This window comes from Lysinibacillus sp. NPDC056220 (assembly GCF_049315265.1).
Lineage (GTDB): Bacteria > Bacillota > Bacilli > Bacillales_A > Planococcaceae > Lysinibacillus > Lysinibacillus pinottii.
On sequence record NZ_JBMOXD010000002.1, the window covers coordinates 612,642 to 629,779 of the forward strand.

Here is a 17,138-nt window from a genome sequence, read left to right on the forward strand (position 1 = left end):
TGAGGAGGTCAACTAATTTGAATAAAAAATTATTTTTAACAGCAGCAGCACTACCCGTAGCGCTTATTGTACCGGCTGTTGCAAGTGCAGAGGAAACGGTGACGGTCACGGGGCAGAATATTGTCAATGAAACATTAACGGTTCATCAATTACCCAATAATGCTATAGTTAATGCCTACCAATGGTATTATCTAGAAAAGGTGGCTAGTGAAGACGGTTCAAAAACGTCCACGAATAAACCGATTGCAGGAGCTACTTCTGCTTCGCTAAAGGTGCCAGTAGAAGCAGCGGGTAAAACTATTTTTGTGGAAGCCACTACAACTGAGGGAAAAAAATATCAAAGTGAACCAAGAACCATTAATGCGTTGAATCTTGCTATTACAACGCCAACGTTAGAGGGTTTTTCAACTTCAGATTTTGTTGCACCTGGCGAAACGGTGAAAGTAGCAGGTATTACTGTTACGGATAAGGCAGGAGCGACATTAACAAGTGGTCAAATTACATATAGTTATCAATGGTTTTATCAGCTAGGTGAGGGTGAAAATTCCTTTACTATTATTGAGGGAGCTTCAGGTAGCACCTATACCATACCGAAAGATGCGATAGAAAAGGGCATCAAAGATATTATTGTTAAAGTCAAAGCTCAGGTAGGCACTTCTTTTGTGGAATCTCCACGTTCTGAAGTGATTTCTATATCAAAAGAACCAACAGATACATTAACAAATGATATTAAGAATCTATTAGTGAATGATAACAAATACAATGTTACTGATATAAAGTCTTTCGAAGAAAAAATTAAGGCATTAGAAAGTAAGTATCAGGCTTTATCAGAGCCAGCTAAAGGGAATGTGTCGAATTATGCTGTCCTCAAACGAGCACTTGCAGATGTGGACCTTATCAATAAGTTAAATGAAAAAGTGGACAAGGTGGGTGGAATTAACGACAAAGATTTGCCTACCTACATTAAGGAGATTGAAGCGGCATACGATAAGTTCGATTTATTACAGCGTAGCTTAGATGTCAATGATGCTTTATATACGAGCATTAAGAACCTTTTAAATGAGCCAAATGATCTTGAGGAAATTAAAGAAGTCAGAAGACTTAATCTGGCCATCGTTAATTTATTAACCTACACAAATGGTATTGCCCAATATGTCCCTTCTGATAAGGATTCCTTGCAAGGTGTCGTGAATACGATTGAGGCAGATATCGCCAAATTATCCCAAAATTATCGTGGCGCTATTCAAAACCTAACGATTCTTAATGAGGCTAAAGCAGATATTAAAAAAGTGGAGCAATTTATTAAATCATTTGATAAATTATCATCCAATAATACGCCGAACAAGCAGGTCACGGTTGCCAAGTCTATTCGTTCCAACTATGAAAAATTAACGTATAAGCAATTAAAATTGGTGCCAGACAAGTACGGACAGCTTTTAGCGACAGCAGAGAGTGCGGAAGAAAGTCAAATTGCCACATTAAACAATGATATAGATAGCTATATTGGGGATGATATTTATCCAATAAACCCATCTGCTAGTTCTTGGCAAAGTCATGTCAATAATGTGGCTCGTATGGTAAAAGAATATAAGAGCTTAACAAAAGCATCAGCAGCACAAATAGAGGGATATGACAGTCTTATTACTTTACAAAAGGATTTAAAAACGGCTGAAAAAGTCATAAAAGATATGGATGCTTATCAAAAGCTTTCTGGCGTAACGGGTGTAACTGAAAGTAAATTGAATTCAAGCTATACGAATACATTAAAAGCTTATAATAAACTGACGTCTTTACAGCAATCGCTTGTCTATAATGCTGAAGAGTTTTTACTAAATACGCCAAAAGTTTCAGTGGATGGGAAAGTACCTGCTGATAAAGCTGCGGCAGAGGCATTGAAAGCTGATATCGCCAAATTTGCGGATGTCACTAAATTTACATTCAATCAATTAGAAAAAGCTGTTGATACGGCGGCGCAGTCCTATAAAAAGCTGTCATCTGGTGCAAGAAAATATGTAACCAATAACTATTTACTAACAGGTGCTCAGAAGGATATTACAGGTGTCAAATCTTTCTATAAAAAAATTCAAGCCGCTAAAGAAGAAACAGATGCAGCTAAACAAGCTAAAAAAATAGAGTCTGTGCAAAAAGCGTATGCTAAATTACCTGCTAATCAACAGCATTTAGCAAAAGAGCAATACGAAGCATTGTTAAAGAATCAAATTATTGATGAAAATGCACCAAATATAAAGCAATTGAATGATGAAATAGCTATGATTGTTGCCAATGATCAATATTTAGTGTCAATAGATAAAATTAATACACTTTCTAAGCAATACAGTAGCTTAAGCTCAAGTGATAAAAAGCTAATTACCAATTATGATATTTTAAAAGCGGCCATCGCAGATGTGAAAAAAGTAGAGTCCTTTATGAAGACCTATGATAAATCGTTTAGCGCTAACCCAAGTACTGTTATCAAGGCTTTTGAAAAGCTTACGTCTAAGCAAGTGAGCCTTATTCATTCAGATATCCAAAAATTAATTAGCGAAAAGCAACAAGGTCAACAACAAACGAATGAAAATGCTTTGACATTAATTGAATCAATCAATTCTCTCCTCGTCAATGGTGAGTATATAGTTGATCTAGAGGGTAAAGTAAAAGAAATTCGTACGGCATATGATGCATTGAGCGCTAGTGATAAAAAGATCATCAAAAACTATTCGAAGCTTACGCAAGCCGAAACTGATTTGAAGAAGGTTGCCGATGTCCATGCATTATACAAAGAGGATGGCGACGAGGCGGCTCGTAAGGCCTGGCAATCAGCTTATGGGAAGCTTTCCAAAAAATTAGAATTACTTTATAAAAACATGTATCCACAGGATATGAAATGAGGTAAGCCCCGAGAAATTCGGGGTTTTTCTTTATAAATTTTTTTATTTGTCTAGTAAATTGGTTGTCCGCTATACTATGAACAGAAGAGTAAAGAAATTTTTTACATAACCATTGTAGTTTCACAAAGAAGGTAGGAACAATAGATGTATAAAATAGGTGTTGTGGGTCCTGTCAAATCCGTCAATAGAATTATCGCTTTAGCCAGAGAGATTGAACAGGATATGGAATTTATTCCGTATATTTATTCTATTGCGACAGAGACAAAGCATCTTGTGGAGACATATAACCAAGATGTGGATTTCTGGCTGTTTTCTGGCTACATCCCTTATAAGATAGCGTGTCAAACAACAGTTTCGCACGATAAATTGGCACATATCATTTTTTCGGAGGCGGCTATTTACAGAGGATTTTTAGAGCAATCCTATCGACAAAAGAAGTTTATTGAAAATGTTAGTATCGACCTTATCCCTTCTCCCTCACAAATGGCTTCAGAGGGTTTAGCGGAGATCCAAAAAAATGTGAATAACATGTATTTAAAGGAATTTGATGTAGCGATTGATCCAAAAGAGTTGTTTGATTTCCACTATACTCTTTGGCAGGAGGGAAAGATTGATTTTGCTATCACTTGCTATCCTTCCGTAGATGAGGAGCTGAAAGGTCGAGGGGTTCCTTCCTATTGGGTATCTCCTACAAAAACAGAGATTTACCATACAGTCCAGCTGTTTACCGAAAAAATCAAAACATCCTACTATAAAGAAACCCAAATTGGTGCTGTGATGCTTGAAATCAAGGACTTCGATTCCTTAAAGGAACGTATGAAGCAAGGGTATCGTATTCAATATTTAGAGCTACGTACCAAGGAACATCTACTGCAACTTTGTGAACAAATTGACGGTTCCCTCATTGAAGAAGGGAATGGAAAATATACAATTTTTAGTACAAGGGGAGCCATTGAAGGGCAAATTAAATTTCTACAGGAAAAAATGTATCAACTATCAATTGAAATGGAGGCCAAAGTAACAGCAGGTATTGGTTTTGCGCAAACCGTATTCAATGCGGAGCTACATGCTCATCGTGGGCTTAGACAGACCAAAGAAAATGAGGCCGTCGATATTGTGATGATTCAGGATGATGGTACGATTATTGAGTCGGTTGGACATATAGAAGAACTGTCTTATTCTTACCGAGCAGAAGACCCTGATATTTTAGAAAAGCTAAAAAAGGGTAATATTAGTATTAAAACGTATATGAAAATCCATGCGCTTGTGCAGAAAATGCGCTGGAAACATTTTACGACAAAGGATTTAGCGACACAGCTTCAAATGAGTGAAAGAAACGCACAGCGTATTGTTGCTGATTTATGTAGTGTGGATTTAGCAAGAATTTGTGGTGAAGAGTTACAGCATACGCGTGGTAGACCAATAAAAATGTATCAGCTTGTCTAGAAACTAAAAAGATGCTCCAAACCAGCCCATGGTTTGGGCATTTTTTTTTCTCAAATTTTAGGATTGAAAACAAAGGTCAGTTCATGAGTTGTGAGCTTTTTGAGGAAATCATTCATAGTGAAGGATGCGATTATCTATTAGAAATTTTCAAAAAAATATTGTATTTTTTGACTACTTTGATTATTATACGAATATATAACGAAAATGTCGGTATATAAAAGGGGTTTTGATTTTACTAGATTTACAAGGGGGCAAGAATCTTAAAGAGTAATCGTAGCGGTGATGCAATCACTGCCATAAAAAGGGATCATGGGAGGGATATAAATGACAACAAATGACGTAACGAAAAAATCTAGAAATGTCATCCTTGCACTATTATTTTTAGGCTGGTCTTTAGGGAACTTAGATCGCTATATTATGAACTACGCGGTCGTTTCAATTACAGGTGATTTGCAATTGGATGCATCTTCGACGGGTATCATTTTAAGCGCTTTCTTTTTAGGGTATGCCATTATGCAAATACCAGGAGGCTGGCTAGCTGATAAATTTGGCGCAAAACGAATCTTACTAATGGCAGTCATCATGTGGTCTATTTTTACGGGACTAACGGCTATTGCCTGGTCTTTAACAGCAATGATTGTTATTCGTTTCTTATTCGGCATTGGCGAGGGTGGATTCCAGCCGTCTAGCTCTAAAATTATTGCCACGATTTTTCCGAAAGAAGAAAGAGGAAGAGCGATGTCGATTATGCTTACCTCTGGTGGGATTGTTTCGCTAATTGTACCACTGTTAGCCGCGTATTTATTAGGAACAATTGGCTGGCGTATGATGTTTATCATTATCGGGGCTATTGGAGCCATTATTGCTTATTTATATTGGAAATACATTCAGCTACCAAAAGCTGAAACAGCAGATGCTGCTGAGACAGGTAGTCCGACAGTCAAGGTAAGCTTTAAAGAACTATTGAAAACACCGCTGATGTGGAATTTGATTATTGCTTATTTCTGTATTTATGCGGTGAACTGGGGATTAGTATCGTGGATTCCAACGTATCTTCAAAAAAATCGTGGACTAGATTTAATGTCCATTGGTTGGGCACAAACGATTCCTGCCATTACAACAATTATTGGGGTGTATGGTAGTGGCTATATCATCGATAAGCTTCCAAAAGGAATGGAAAAGGTGTTAGGCTCCATTTCCTGTGCAGTGATCGGTATTTTACTGTATTTAATGTTTACTGCGAAAACGGTGACATTATTTATTGGCTATCAAACAGTTGTTTCTATTTTTATCGCATTTGTCATCACGCTACTACCCGTAATCGTTTTAAAGAAATTGCCTTCGTCTATAACAGGCTCAGCGATGGGGATTGCGAATACAGGCGGACAGCTAGCGGGGTTTGTTACGCCCATGGCTATTGGTTTTATGGTCGATGCCTTTAATGGTTCCTTTGATGCAGCCTTTTGGATGCTGATTGGATTCGCACTCATTTGTATTGTGTCGCTTGTGACGCTAAACGATCAAAAGGGAGCATTATTGAAAGCATAAAGAACAAATTGGAGGGACAATTATGAGATTTCAAGAGAAAATTTCTACATTGATTGAGGCAAAGAAGGAAGCGAGTGTGGCCTTAAGCGATGCGATTTGGGCAGTACCGGAGCTTCATTTTCAAGAGAAACAATCGATGCAATATATGAAAGAGGCACTAGAAAAAGAGGGTTTTCAAACTGAGGTTGGCGTGGCTGGCCTTGATACGGCGCTGGTCGGAACATTTGGCTCAGGAAAGCCAGTTATCGCCTTTTTAGGGGAATACGACGCACTCCCAGGCTTGAGCCAAAAGGGTGGTGTTACCAATCATGAGCCTCTAGAGAATGGCGGAAGCGGTCATGGCTGTGGCCATAATTTGTTAGGAACAGGAGCATTTGCAGCAGCTGTTGCAGTAAAGGATTATTTAGAGCAACATCAGCAATCTGCAACCATCCGTTTCTACGGTTGCCCTGCCGAAGAAAATGGATCTGGTAAAGCTTATATGGCGAAAGCTGGCTTATTCGATGATGTAGATATCGCCATTTCCTGGCATCCTGGTACTTTTTCAACGGTGATGACTTGTAGCTCTCTTGCAAACTATGCCGTTACATTTAAGTTTACAGGTAAAAGTGCTCATGCAGCAGCTGCTCCTCATCTTGGAAGAAGTGCTTTAGATGCTGTTGAGCTTATGAACGTTGGGGTAAACTACTTACGAGAGCATATCATTCCAGAAGCACGAGTGCATTATGCTATTACAAACTCTGGTGGTTCATCTCCGAATGTTGTTCAACCATATGCCGAAGTTACCTACTTAGTGCGAGCACCTAAAAAGCAACAAGTGCAAGAAATCTATCAGCGCGTTGAAAATATTGCAAAGGGTGCAACGCTTATGACAGGCACTTCCCTAGAAATTGATTTCGAAGGTGCTGCTTCTAATTTAATAACAAATAAGACACTTTATGATGTCATGTATCAACAAATACTTGAAATTGGCATGCCAGACTATACAATAGAAGATGAACAGTATGCTCAGGCTATTTTCCATACGTTTTCTCCTGAAGTACAAGCCTCATCATTGGTCGGTCTACATAAAGGCGATGTACAACAATTACAAGGAAAAGTTATTGCTGATCATATTCCTCGTATACTCCCTGAATTTATTATGGGTGGCTCTACTGATGTGGGAGATGTCAGCTGGAATGTGCCAACTGTTCAATGTACAACAGTATGTATGGCATTAGGAACACCATTGCATACTTGGCAAGTTGTTTCTCAAGGTGTCACGCCAATCGCCCATAAAGGTATGCTACAAGCTGCTAAAATTATGGCGTGTACAGCGATTGAGTTATTGGCTAATCCAGTACTAATTGAAGAAGCTAAAAAGGAATGGCAAGAACGTCTTGATGGGGAGACGTATAAATCGTTAATTCCGGAGGGGACAATGCCTCCAAAGCTATAAAAGAATAGCAAAAATATGGATAGAGTCTTCATAGGAGAACTATGAAGACTCTGTTTTTGCACATTTTGAAAGGAGTCCACAGTAATGACAACACAACCTAGTCACGATCAGCTTGTGGCACAATGGGTAACACAGTTTCGCACTGCTGCTAAAGAAGGACAGTGCGCTAACTATATCCCTGCATTAGCTAAAAAAGACCCGAATCAATTAGCTATAGCTATTATCGGAACTGAAGGGCACGAAATGAAAGCCGGGGATACGACTGAACTATTTACGCTTCAGAGTGTTTCTAAAGTAATCACCTTTATATTGGCCTGTATGGACAGAGGATTGCCATATGTATTAGAAAGGGTAGATGTTGAGCCGACAGGGGATACATTCAACTCCATTATTCGTTTAGAAAGTCATCAACCAGGAAAGCCCTTTAATCCAATGATTAATGCTGGGGCGATTACTGTTTCCTCTATGATGATGGGAAATTCACCACAAGAGAAAATTGACAAAATCCTGCATTTTTTAGAGCAAATCATAGGCAAACCTTTAAGTATTAATGAGGAAGTGTTTCAATCAGAGTGGCAAACAGCGAACCGTAATCGAGCACTAGCCTACTACCTCAAGGATTCTGGTTTCTTAGACTGCCCAGTAGAAGCGGCTCTTGAGGTTTACTTAAAGCAATGTGCGATTGAAGTCAATGTATCCGATTTAGCGATGATTGGTTTAGTTATTGCCAATGATGGCTATCATCCGCTATTAAAGAAAAAGTTATTTCCTAAACAAGTGGCGAAATTAGCAAAGGCTTTAATGGTGACATGCGGTATGTACAATGCTTCAGGAAAATTTGCAGCATTTATTGGACTTCCTGCTAAAAGTGGTGTCTCCGGTGCCATTCTTACAGCTGTGCCTGGCCATGCAGGACTAGATTCACCCTTTCCTGCTGGCTGCGGGATAGGTATTTATGGACCAGCCATTGATCCAATCGGGAATAGTGTCGCAGGTGTCCAATTACTGAAACATTTAGCGACAGAATGGGATATGACCATTTTTTAAAAAGTAGAAGATGACTTCAGAGCTTAGTCTGAAGTCATCTTTTTTTCATTTTATATAGAATAAATAAGGCAATAAACCAAATAGGTGTTAGTAGCAGAGCTGTACGTGTTGCCTCGGAAATAAACATCACAATTAATAGAAAAGTAAAAAACGCAAGCACTACATAGTTGATAAAAGGTGTCAGCGGTGCTTTAAAGCTTGAGGCCTCATGAAGGGCACGATTTTTCCGTTTATAGATAATGTGAGAAATGATGATAATACTCCACACCCATATGAAGCAAATCGCACTAATAGTCGTAACGATACTAAAGGCATTCTCTGGCATTAGCTTACTTAACAGCGCCCCCACAGAGACAACAATTGCGGAAATAACTAGCGCGTTACTGGGAACACTATTTTTATTGAGCTTAGCAAAAGCAGGTGATGCTTGTTTATTTTTACCAAGATTAAAGAGCATGCGACTTGTTGAAAATAAACCACTATTACCAGCAGATGCGGCTGAAGTAAGCACGACAAAATTAATAATACCTGCAGCAATTGGAATACCTGCTAACGTAAATACTTGGACAAATGGGCTGCTTGCGGCAGACATTTCATACCATGGGTTGATACATAGGATGACAAATAGTGCCCCTACATAAAAGAGTAAAATTCGAAACGGTATTTTATTAATAGCTGAAGGAATGTTTTTTTGTGGGTTTGCAGTCTCGGCTGCCGATACGCCTACTAATTCCACACCGACGAAAGCGAAAACGACCATCTGAAAGGCCATTAAAAAGCCATATACGCCATTTGGAAACAGGCCGCCGTGAACCCAAAGATTATCTACTGAAACTGTTCCAGAGCTTGTTTGAAAGCCTGTCACTAACATAATAAGCCCAAGGATAATGAGTGCCACAATGGTAATCACTTTAATGATTGCAAACCAAAATTCTAACTCCCCAAATAGTTTGACCGTCAATAAATTCAGTAGTAGCAATAATACTAAACAACCGATAGCGGGAACCCATTGGGGAATATTAAACCAATACTGTGTATAGACTCCTACAGCAATAATATCTGCCATCGCTGTCATGATCCAACAGAACCAGTATGTCCAGCCTGTTACATATCCTGCCCATGGTCCTATGTATTCGGAGGCAAAATCCGTAAATGATGTATATCCAGAATTCGATAATAATAGTTCGCCCAATGCACGCATAACAAAAAAGAGTGCCGTTCCGACAATTAAATAGGCAAGAATGATGGAAGGCCCTGCTAACGCAATGGCTTTCCCGGAGCCTAGAAATAAACCGGTTCCTATTGTTCCACCAATGGCAATAAGCTGCACATGACGATTTTTTAATTCACGTTTTAATTGTTGCTGTTCCACGTTAATCCCCCCAAAGATGCATAAAAAATGATGACTGGAAAAATAAAAAGAGACTAGTTGTGACACTAGTCTCGGAAAAACGTCAGAATAACAAATACCATTTGACCACGGATGCTTCATCAAATCATCTTAATCTTTGTGTGGCATCGCTTAAAAAAGCTGTTATTACTCCTCTGTCCTTTTGCCTGAGATAGTGAACCCTTCGGCGACGCAAATGCGCTCTCTCCAGAACTGCTCCTGCTATAGTTTGATCCATAGCATTCATAGCTAATTAATTTTTATACTTAATATTATTTTAAGATATTATATATCCTAGCAGTGCTATTCCAATTATTCAACTATAAATTTATATTATTTTCAGAAAAATAGAAGAATGCAGTGCATACATGAAAAATACTAACGAAAATTAGTATTTTTGGACATACAAAATTTCTCCTATTATGTGAAAATGAATAAATTTGAAAGGCTTCTGGGAAGAATGATGAAGACCTTCAAAGTAGGTTCAAATAAGGTGGGACGAGGAAGCGGATGGCATAGTATGAACAAGCACCATAAATAGACACTTAAAATTTTGCAATAGATATAATATAGTAGAAACTCTGAATTTTTTGTATAAAAAGAAGTCGTCTCCTAGTTCTTTGAGACGACTTTTTTAGGGAAATATTAATATTTTTTGGTTTTTATTTTACCTGTCCAAGTTTTGAAACCGCCTTGAAGTTGGTAAATTTGGTTGTACCCACGTTTTTTAAGAAATAGTGCAGCACGTGAGCTACGGCCTGTATTTTGACAGTATAAATATACTGGTAAATCTGGGCGAATTTCTTTATAACGTTGACGTAGTGTTGTGGAAGGAACGTTTCGTGCTCCAAGAATGTGACCAGCATCAAATTCTTTTTGTTCACGAACATCGATTAGCTGTGCTTTACGATAGCCTTCAATAAATTGTTCTTGTGTTAAGTTGGTTACAGCTTTTTTGAGTCGTAGTGCATTAATACCGATGTATGCAATTATGACTACTAAAACGACACCGATTGTGATAAGTATGTCCAAGATTTTCTTACCCCTTTCTATCTTCTTTATTATTATAAAAGATGCGCTAGCGATAGTCCAATGAGTTTGATAAAATTAACTAGATTGTGGCGAATTCGTCTATCTCGCTTCAAAAGCAACAACTTGAACGGTAACGTAATCTTCGTTAAGGTTGAACCACAGGTGGGGCCTGAGGTACTTTTATAAATTGTAGGAGATGAACAAATGACAACTTGGTATTTTTTAAATTCAGGGAAATGTAGTCCGTCTTTTAATATGGCACTAGATGAAGCATTACTTGATTGGCATAGTGAGGGGTTAATTCCACCAGTCATTCGTTTTTATGAGTGGGAACCAGCAACACTATCAATTGGTTATTTTCAGCAGGCCAAAAAGGATATAAATTTAGACGCTGTACGAGAACAAGGCTTAGGCTTTGTACGTCGACCTACTGGTGGACGAGCTGTGCTGCATGAGCATGAGCTTACATATAGTGTCATCGTAACAGAAAGCTATCCAGATATGCCAGAGTCCGTGACAGAGGCGTACCGTGTGCTAAGTGAGGGAATCTTGCAAGGTTTCCACAACTTAGGAATGGATGCCTATTTTAGTGTCCCGGATACAGAGGAAAAAAGAGCAGACTTAAAGAGTCCAAAAAGTGCTGTATGCTTTGATGCTCCAAGCTGGTACGAGCTGGTAGTCGAAGGGAAAAAAATAGCTGGAAGTGCGCAAACACGTCAAAAAGGCGTTATATTGCAGCATGGTGCCATTTTATTAGATTTAGATCAAGAGAAGCTATTATCGGTCTTTAATTTTTCGAGTGAAGAAGCGAAGGATCGTATGCGCAGAAAATTACCGGAGAAAGCAGTAGCGATTAACAGTCTTGTGGATGAGCCTGTGACAGTTGAACAATGTGTGACAGCTTTTCGAGATGGATTTGCAAAATCGTTGCAAATTGAATTAAAACCATTTACACTTTCTGAGGAGCAGTTAGAATATGTCCGTGCATTAGAAGAAAAAAAATATGCATGTGATGAGTGGAACTTCAAAAAGTAAAAAATAGTATAAAAAAAATATTTTTAAGCTTTCAATCCTTGCTATTACAAGTAGTTCCGATTCTATTGAAAAAAGCAAGAGTTGAATTGAAAATCTATATATAGTATCTTTTTTAAAGACATATACACAATATGTAGTGTTTAACAACACATGATATTGTGTATTTATTTTGTAAGGGAGGCAAAACGATGGTACTCACAAATCATCAACCCGATGTAAACAATCAATTTGAACAGTTAAACAAAGATATCGAACAATTCCCGCAGGTACACCCTGTAACGCCTGATATGCACATCACGCACAAAGGTGTATCTAGACTTGTCATGATCGATCGCTACTCGTTTAAAGACACAGAAAAGAAAACACTGAAAGCTGGTGACTTTGTTGTTTTAACGGTCAAAGCTGATCCAAAATTCCCTGCACGTGGTTTAGGGACCATTCAAAAGCTGGACATGACTACAAAAACAGCAGATATTTTGATTGAGGAAGATTATCGTAGCGCTTTAGACGATCCAAAAGAGCAAGAAACGGGTGTGATTACGCGTTCAATTGACGTGCTAGAGAAGCCTCTTGAGATTTTTTATGAACAAATCGCTAAACGAAATGCAACAGGTCTTGCAATTGTTGAAAAAACGCCAGAAAAACGTCAAGAATGGTTTGAAAAATTTTATGATCAATTAGTGTCCTTAAAATTCATTCCTGCAGGACGAGTGATATACGGAGCAGGGTCTGAAACAGATGTAACATTCTTTAACTGCTACGTAATGCCTTTTGTTGCTGATTCACGTGAAGGTATTAGTGATCATCGTAAGCAAGTAATGGAAATTATGAGCCGTGGTGGTGGAGTAGGAACAAATGGCTCTACATTACGTCCACGCAACACACTGGCACGTGGTGTAAACGGCAAATCATCTGGTTCTGTTTCTTGGTTAGATGATATTGCTAAATTGACACATCTTGTAGAGCAAGGTGGCTCACGTCGTGGAGCACAAATGATTATGCTTGCAGATTGGCATCCTGATATTGTGGAGTTTATTATTTCTAAAATGCAAAACCCACGTATTCTTCGTTACCTAATTGAAAATACAACGGATGAAACAATCATTCGTCTAGCCAAAGAAAAATTAAACTTCAAGCCGCTTTCTATGCAAGAAGAAGCTATGTATCAAGGCATTGTAAACTATAAAAGCATTGAAGGTTTAGGTGGATTCGATACAGCCATTATTCGAGAGGCTGAAAATAAACTACGTGATGGTGGCACATATACCGTTCACAATCCAGAGTTTTTAACGGGTGCAAACATATCCGTAACATTAACTAAAGAATTTATGGAAGCTGTTGAAAACGATGATGATTTCGAACTACGTTTCCCAGCGGTGGAAGAATACTCAAAAGAGGAAATGAGTGCTTATAATACAGAATGGCATAATGTTGGTGACGTTCGTGAGTGGGAGAAGATGGGCTATAAAATCCGCACATATCGCACGATTAAAGCGAAAGAATTGTGGAATTTAATTAACGTATGTGCAACTTACTCCGCAGAGCCAGGAATTTTCTTTATCGACAATGCCAATGATATGACGAATGCAAAGGCATATGGTCAAAGCGTTGTAGCGACAAACCCATGTGGGGAACAGCCACTTGCGCCATACTCAGTGTGTAACTTGGCAGCAGTAAACCTTGCACAATTTGCTAATAAAGACAACCAAACTGTAGATTACGAAGCACTACGTGAAACGGTTCGTGTAGGTGTTCGAATGCAGGATAATGTTATTGATGCCACACCATACTTCTTAGAAGAAAATCGTGTACAAGCACTAGGTGAGCGTCGTGTCGGTTTAGGCGTAATGGGCTTAGCTGATTTACTTATTTATTGTGAGAAAGAATATGGTTCTGAAGCAGGTAATGCTTTAGTCGATGAAATCTTTAAAACAATTGCTGAAACAGCGTATGAGGCGTCTACAGAGCTTGCTAAGGAGCGTGGTAGCTTCCCATTCTTAGTCGGTGCTACTGACGAAGAAACAGCTCGTTTACGTAAAGCTTTCACAGAAACAGGCTTTATGGAAAAAATGCCTGCTCATATCAAGGAGCAAATTTTAGCAACGGGTATTCGTAACTCCCATTTATTAACGGTTGCTCCAACTGGTTCAACAGGAACGATGGTAGGTGTAGCGACAGGTCTTGAACCATACTTCTCCTTCACATACTACCGTTCTGGTCGTCTTGGTAAGTTCATTGAAGTGAAAGCTGAAATCGTAAAAGAATACTTAGACCGTCATCCAGAAGCTAATGAGCAAGAGCTTCCAGAATGGTTTGTAACGGCAATGGAGCTAAAACCAGAGGCACATGCTGATGTACAATGTATTATTCAAAAATGGATTGATTCATCAATCTCTAAAACAGTAAATGCACCAAAAGGCTACACTGTACAACAAGTTGAAAAAGTTTACGAGCGACTGTATAAAGGTGGCGCTAAAGGTGGTACGGTCTATGTGGATGGTAGCCGTGATTCACAGGTACTTACGCTAAAAGCTGAGGAAAATGATATGGATCAATTATCATTTGAAGAAGAATTAGTGGAAGAACATACAAAACGTCCAGTCGTATTAGTGGATACGATTCAAGCACTAGAGTCCACAACGGTAATTGGCTCAGACGTAGGAAATACATGTCCGGTTTGCCGCAAAGGAACAGTCGAAGAAATGGGTGGCTGTAATACATGTACAAACTGTGGCGCACAGTTAAAATGCGGCCTGTAAATATTGTTTATACCACGTTATTGTAGCGTTCTATAAACAATTTCAGTCATAAAAATTTAAAGTAACCTCTTCGGTATGATGACCGTAAGAGGTTACTTTTTTATTTTTTCTGAAAATTATAGGGTATCTATATAACCGCAAATAACCCCTATATTCCAATAGCAGGTATTACAAAAGCCTCGTTGGATTCTGTTACTTCAACTGTTACCTATGAACAATGAAGTTCACAGATACAGGAGTAAAAAAACGAACTGAGTCCTTTCAGCTACTAGACCCTTCCTAAAATCATGAATATAAAGCAAGAACCGTGCAACTGGTTAACGAAATGGGTGCTTTTCCATCATAAAAAAACGTATTTATTTTGTAGAAGGACTATGATGAGGAATAAGAATAATGGTGGATAGTAGATGAAGAAATAACTAAAAAACTAATGGTTTAATTTGTAAAATTAGAATATATAACATTATGATAAAATCTTTATTAGAAAAAATTACCAATTTAACATTTCTTAATTTTCTGTGGTGCAGTGTCGATTAGTCTTCATGAATCGCTACTCTAGTAAAATAGAGTGCCATCAAAAAAACGCTTATAGGGAGCATCGGCATCGGGATTTACAAAAATAAGTACAAAATTCCGAAAAGAAGGTTTGGGAACATCTTAATTACAATTTATGTCTATATTGAAAAAAGGAGGTATCAATATGTGGTTCATATTCGGAATTATTGCTATAGTTGCAACCTTTATAAATCTTTATATGTATAAAACAGGTAAAGATTATAAGCTTGCGATGGCAATGGGGGTATCATTTACAGCATTGACACTTTGTTCAGAGTATAGTCTTGTATCTAGATGGGTAAAAGTGGAGGATTGGGCAGCTTTAGAGGATGTAGTACCTGGTATGGAAAGGGCATTATGGTTTTTAACAATTGTTTCTATCTTACTAAATATAGCACCTATACTTTTAGAACCGAAAAATAAAAAATAGACGCTTACTCGAGCTCATACCGATATGGTAAGCAGCATAAAGTTCTCAAACAACGCTTTGGGGACTTCTTTTTAATAAAAAATCTTAATCCTAAAAATATGAAGGTAGAGGTAAACGATGCATGATAGGTCTATCAAGGCCTCAGGCTTTTGCTGCATGATTAAAATAAAAAGGCATCTGAAGGCTATCTGAACTCGTTCCTATACTTGAATTGCAGGGGCCTTAGTTGAAAACAATCTTTCACAATCGTGCAAATAAAAAAGACTGTCTTTATGAAGAAAGTTTGATTAAATGAAGGAGTCTATAGCCATATGTGGAATTAAAATATAAATGTCTGGTCAATTGTAATTTGTCATAAAGATTGGTTACAAAATCTATTTTGTAAAGTGCTTGAAGATGGTATTTGTTCACTTTAAGGGTTGTTTGTTTGAGTTTCTCGTACATCCACCTAGATGAACATGCTGAAAGGGGAGAAAGAAATGAGTGTAGTACTTTTTAATGGAGAACGTTCTGAAGAAAGTGTCCAATTTGAACAGTTGTTATTTTCCCAAAGTAATAAAGTGAGTTTTTCTAGTGTTGAAAATGCTAAACAGCTTATCAAACAAAGGGCAACGGTGAATAATCAGCCCTATGTTATTGAAGATGAAGTTCAATTTTTAAGTGTTAAGGACGAACAAACTTTTCAGGATATGCAAGTTTTTACTTTAAATGATCAAAAGTCCTCGAAACAAAAAGTGATTCTCTATATTCATGGTGGCGCTTGGACGAATCAGCCTTTACCTTTTCACTGGCTGTTTATGGATAAAATGGCGCAAGCATTACAGGCAAAAGTTATTGCTCCGATTTATCCAAAAGTACCTCATTTTAATCATAAGGATACGTACCAAAAAATGCTCAATCTCTATACTAGAATTTTAGAAACAATTGAAAGCTCCAGTCAATTAACTATTATAGGGGATTCTGCAGGAGGCAATATAACACTTGGTTTGGTCCAGCTTTTAAAAGAAAACCATTTGCCGCAGCCACAAAATATTATTTTATTATCTGCTTGTGTTGACCTAAGTTTAGAAAATCCTCTTATTCCTGAATATGAAGAAAAGGACCCAATGCTAGCTAGTGAAGGAATGGGAGTCATCACAAAGCTATGGGCAGCTGATAAGGATTTAAAAGATCCATTAATTAGTCCCATTTACGGTGATTTTCAGGGTCTTGCGACAATCACCCATTTTATTGGTACCCATGAAAGCTTATATCCTGATGCTGTAAAATTTGATGAACAACTAACCGAGCAAGGAATTGATATAACAACCTTTGTTTATCCTAAAATGAACCATGTGTTTGTTGTAATGCCCATCCCAGAAGCTTTAGACGCTCAACAGAAAATTATTAATATTATTGATAGTAAAGGAATGAAATAGAGAAGGACACTAAATAAAAATAGTGTGACTATCCTAAGCGTGTTTTGATTTTTCAATACACGCTTTTTCTATGTCCAATTTGGATAGGGGATTTTTTTTCAGAAACCAGTCGCCTCTAATCCTGTCCTATTTCATTGTTTAAACGAACATAA

At 38.0% G+C, this 17,138-nt stretch carries 11 protein-coding genes and 1 riboswitch; of the genes, 9 read left to right on the plus strand and 2 right to left on the minus strand.

All coding sequences use genetic code 11. From position 1 onward, the window contains the following. Positions 1–17 precede the first annotated feature (17 nt). From ACOZBY_RS08055 to ACOZBY_RS08075, 5 genes are all read left to right on the plus strand, one after another. The gene (locus tag ACOZBY_RS08055; protein WP_012295111.1) at positions 18–2,888 is read left to right on the plus strand and encodes a hypothetical protein; all 2,871 of its coding nucleotides are present in this window, start codon (positions 18–20) and stop codon (positions 2,886–2,888) included. Positions 2,889–3,032: 144 nt separating this feature from the next. Next, complete coding sequence (locus ACOZBY_RS08060) at positions 3,033–4,334, plus strand: hypothetical protein (protein ID WP_012295110.1); 1,302 nt, start codon at positions 3,033–3,035, stop codon at positions 4,332–4,334. Positions 4,335–4,658: 324 nt separating this feature from the next. Next, on the plus strand, positions 4,659–5,882 hold the full coding sequence (locus ACOZBY_RS08065; protein ID WP_012295109.1) for an MFS transporter: 1,224 nt from the start codon (positions 4,659–4,661) through the stop codon (positions 5,880–5,882). 22 nt (positions 5,883–5,904) lie between these two features. Next, the gene (locus ACOZBY_RS08070; RefSeq protein ID WP_012295108.1) at positions 5,905–7,320 is read left to right on the plus strand and encodes a M20 family metallopeptidase; all 1,416 of its coding nucleotides are present in this window, start codon (positions 5,905–5,907) and stop codon (positions 7,318–7,320) included. A gap of 84 nt (positions 7,321–7,404) precedes the next feature. Continuing rightward, positions 7,405–8,367 carry a glutaminase gene (locus tag ACOZBY_RS08075; protein WP_207889262.1) on the plus strand — a complete coding sequence of 321 codons (963 nt, stop codon included), beginning with the start codon at positions 7,405–7,407 and terminating at the stop codon, positions 8,365–8,367. 34 nt (positions 8,368–8,401) lie between these two features. On the opposite strand, the gene ACOZBY_RS08080 is transcribed toward ACOZBY_RS08075, so the two are convergent. Together ACOZBY_RS08080 and ACOZBY_RS08085 are read right to left on the minus strand one after the other, a co-directional pair. Further along, a complete protein-coding gene (locus ACOZBY_RS08080; protein ID WP_031417385.1) occupies positions 8,402–9,739 on the minus strand; it encodes an amino acid permease in 1,338 nt (445 codons plus the stop codon). Between the two features lie 163 nt (positions 9,740–9,902). Then, a riboswitch (glycine riboswitch) is annotated at positions 9,903–9,978 on the minus strand. A 424-nt stretch (positions 9,979–10,402) separates the two neighbouring features. Then, on the minus strand, positions 10,403–10,789 hold the full coding sequence (locus ACOZBY_RS08085; RefSeq protein ID WP_031417387.1) for a rhodanese-like domain-containing protein: 387 nt from the start codon (positions 10,787–10,789) through the stop codon (positions 10,403–10,405). Positions 10,790–10,993: 204 nt separating this feature from the next. Here ACOZBY_RS08085 and ACOZBY_RS08090 point away from each other — a divergent pair, with 204 nt between their 5' ends. The 4 genes from ACOZBY_RS08090 to ACOZBY_RS08105 all read left to right on the plus strand — a co-directional run bounded on the left by ACOZBY_RS08090 (position 10,994) and on the right by ACOZBY_RS08105 (position 16,986). Further along, positions 10,994–11,824, plus strand: a complete 831-nt coding sequence (locus ACOZBY_RS08090; protein ID WP_031417388.1) for a lipoate--protein ligase family protein — start codon at positions 10,994–10,996, stop codon at positions 11,822–11,824. Positions 11,825–12,012: 188 nt separating this feature from the next. Then, a complete protein-coding gene (locus ACOZBY_RS08095) occupies positions 12,013–14,583 on the plus strand; it encodes a vitamin B12-dependent ribonucleotide reductase (RefSeq protein WP_031417389.1) in 2,571 nt (856 codons plus the stop codon). Positions 14,584–15,283: 700 nt separating this feature from the next. After that, positions 15,284–15,568 carry a hypothetical protein gene (locus ACOZBY_RS08100; RefSeq protein WP_031417391.1) on the plus strand — a complete coding sequence of 95 codons (285 nt, stop codon included), beginning with the start codon at positions 15,284–15,286 and terminating at the stop codon, positions 15,566–15,568. A gap of 479 nt (positions 15,569–16,047) precedes the next feature. Then, the gene (locus ACOZBY_RS08105) at positions 16,048–16,986 is read left to right on the plus strand and encodes an alpha/beta hydrolase fold domain-containing protein (RefSeq protein WP_422761978.1); all 939 of its coding nucleotides are present in this window, start codon (positions 16,048–16,050) and stop codon (positions 16,984–16,986) included. Positions 16,987–17,138 lie beyond the last annotated feature (152 nt).

Bases quoted from the DNA above. Each gene is read 5' to 3' on its own strand.
- ACOZBY_RS08060 (WP_012295110.1), top strand. From the start codon at position 3,033: ATGTATAAAATAGGTGTTGTGGGTCCTGTCAAATCCGTCAATAGAATT.
- ACOZBY_RS08065 (WP_012295109.1), top strand. From the start codon at position 4,659: ATGACAACAAATGACGTAACGAAAAAATCTAGAAATGTCATCCTTGCA.
- ACOZBY_RS08070 (WP_012295108.1), top strand. From the start codon at position 5,905: ATGAGATTTCAAGAGAAAATTTCTACATTGATTGAGGCAAAGAAGGAA.
- ACOZBY_RS08075 (WP_207889262.1), top strand. From the start codon at position 7,405: ATGACAACACAACCTAGTCACGATCAGCTTGTGGCACAATGGGTAACA.
- ACOZBY_RS08090 (WP_031417388.1), top strand. From the start codon at position 10,994: ATGACAACTTGGTATTTTTTAAATTCAGGGAAATGTAGTCCGTCTTTT.
- ACOZBY_RS08095 (WP_031417389.1), top strand. From the start codon at position 12,013: ATGGTACTCACAAATCATCAACCCGATGTAAACAATCAATTTGAACAG.
- ACOZBY_RS08100 (WP_031417391.1), top strand. From the start codon at position 15,284: ATGTGGTTCATATTCGGAATTATTGCTATAGTTGCAACCTTTATAAAT.
- ACOZBY_RS08105 (WP_422761978.1), top strand. From the start codon at position 16,048: ATGAGTGTAGTACTTTTTAATGGAGAACGTTCTGAAGAAAGTGTCCAA.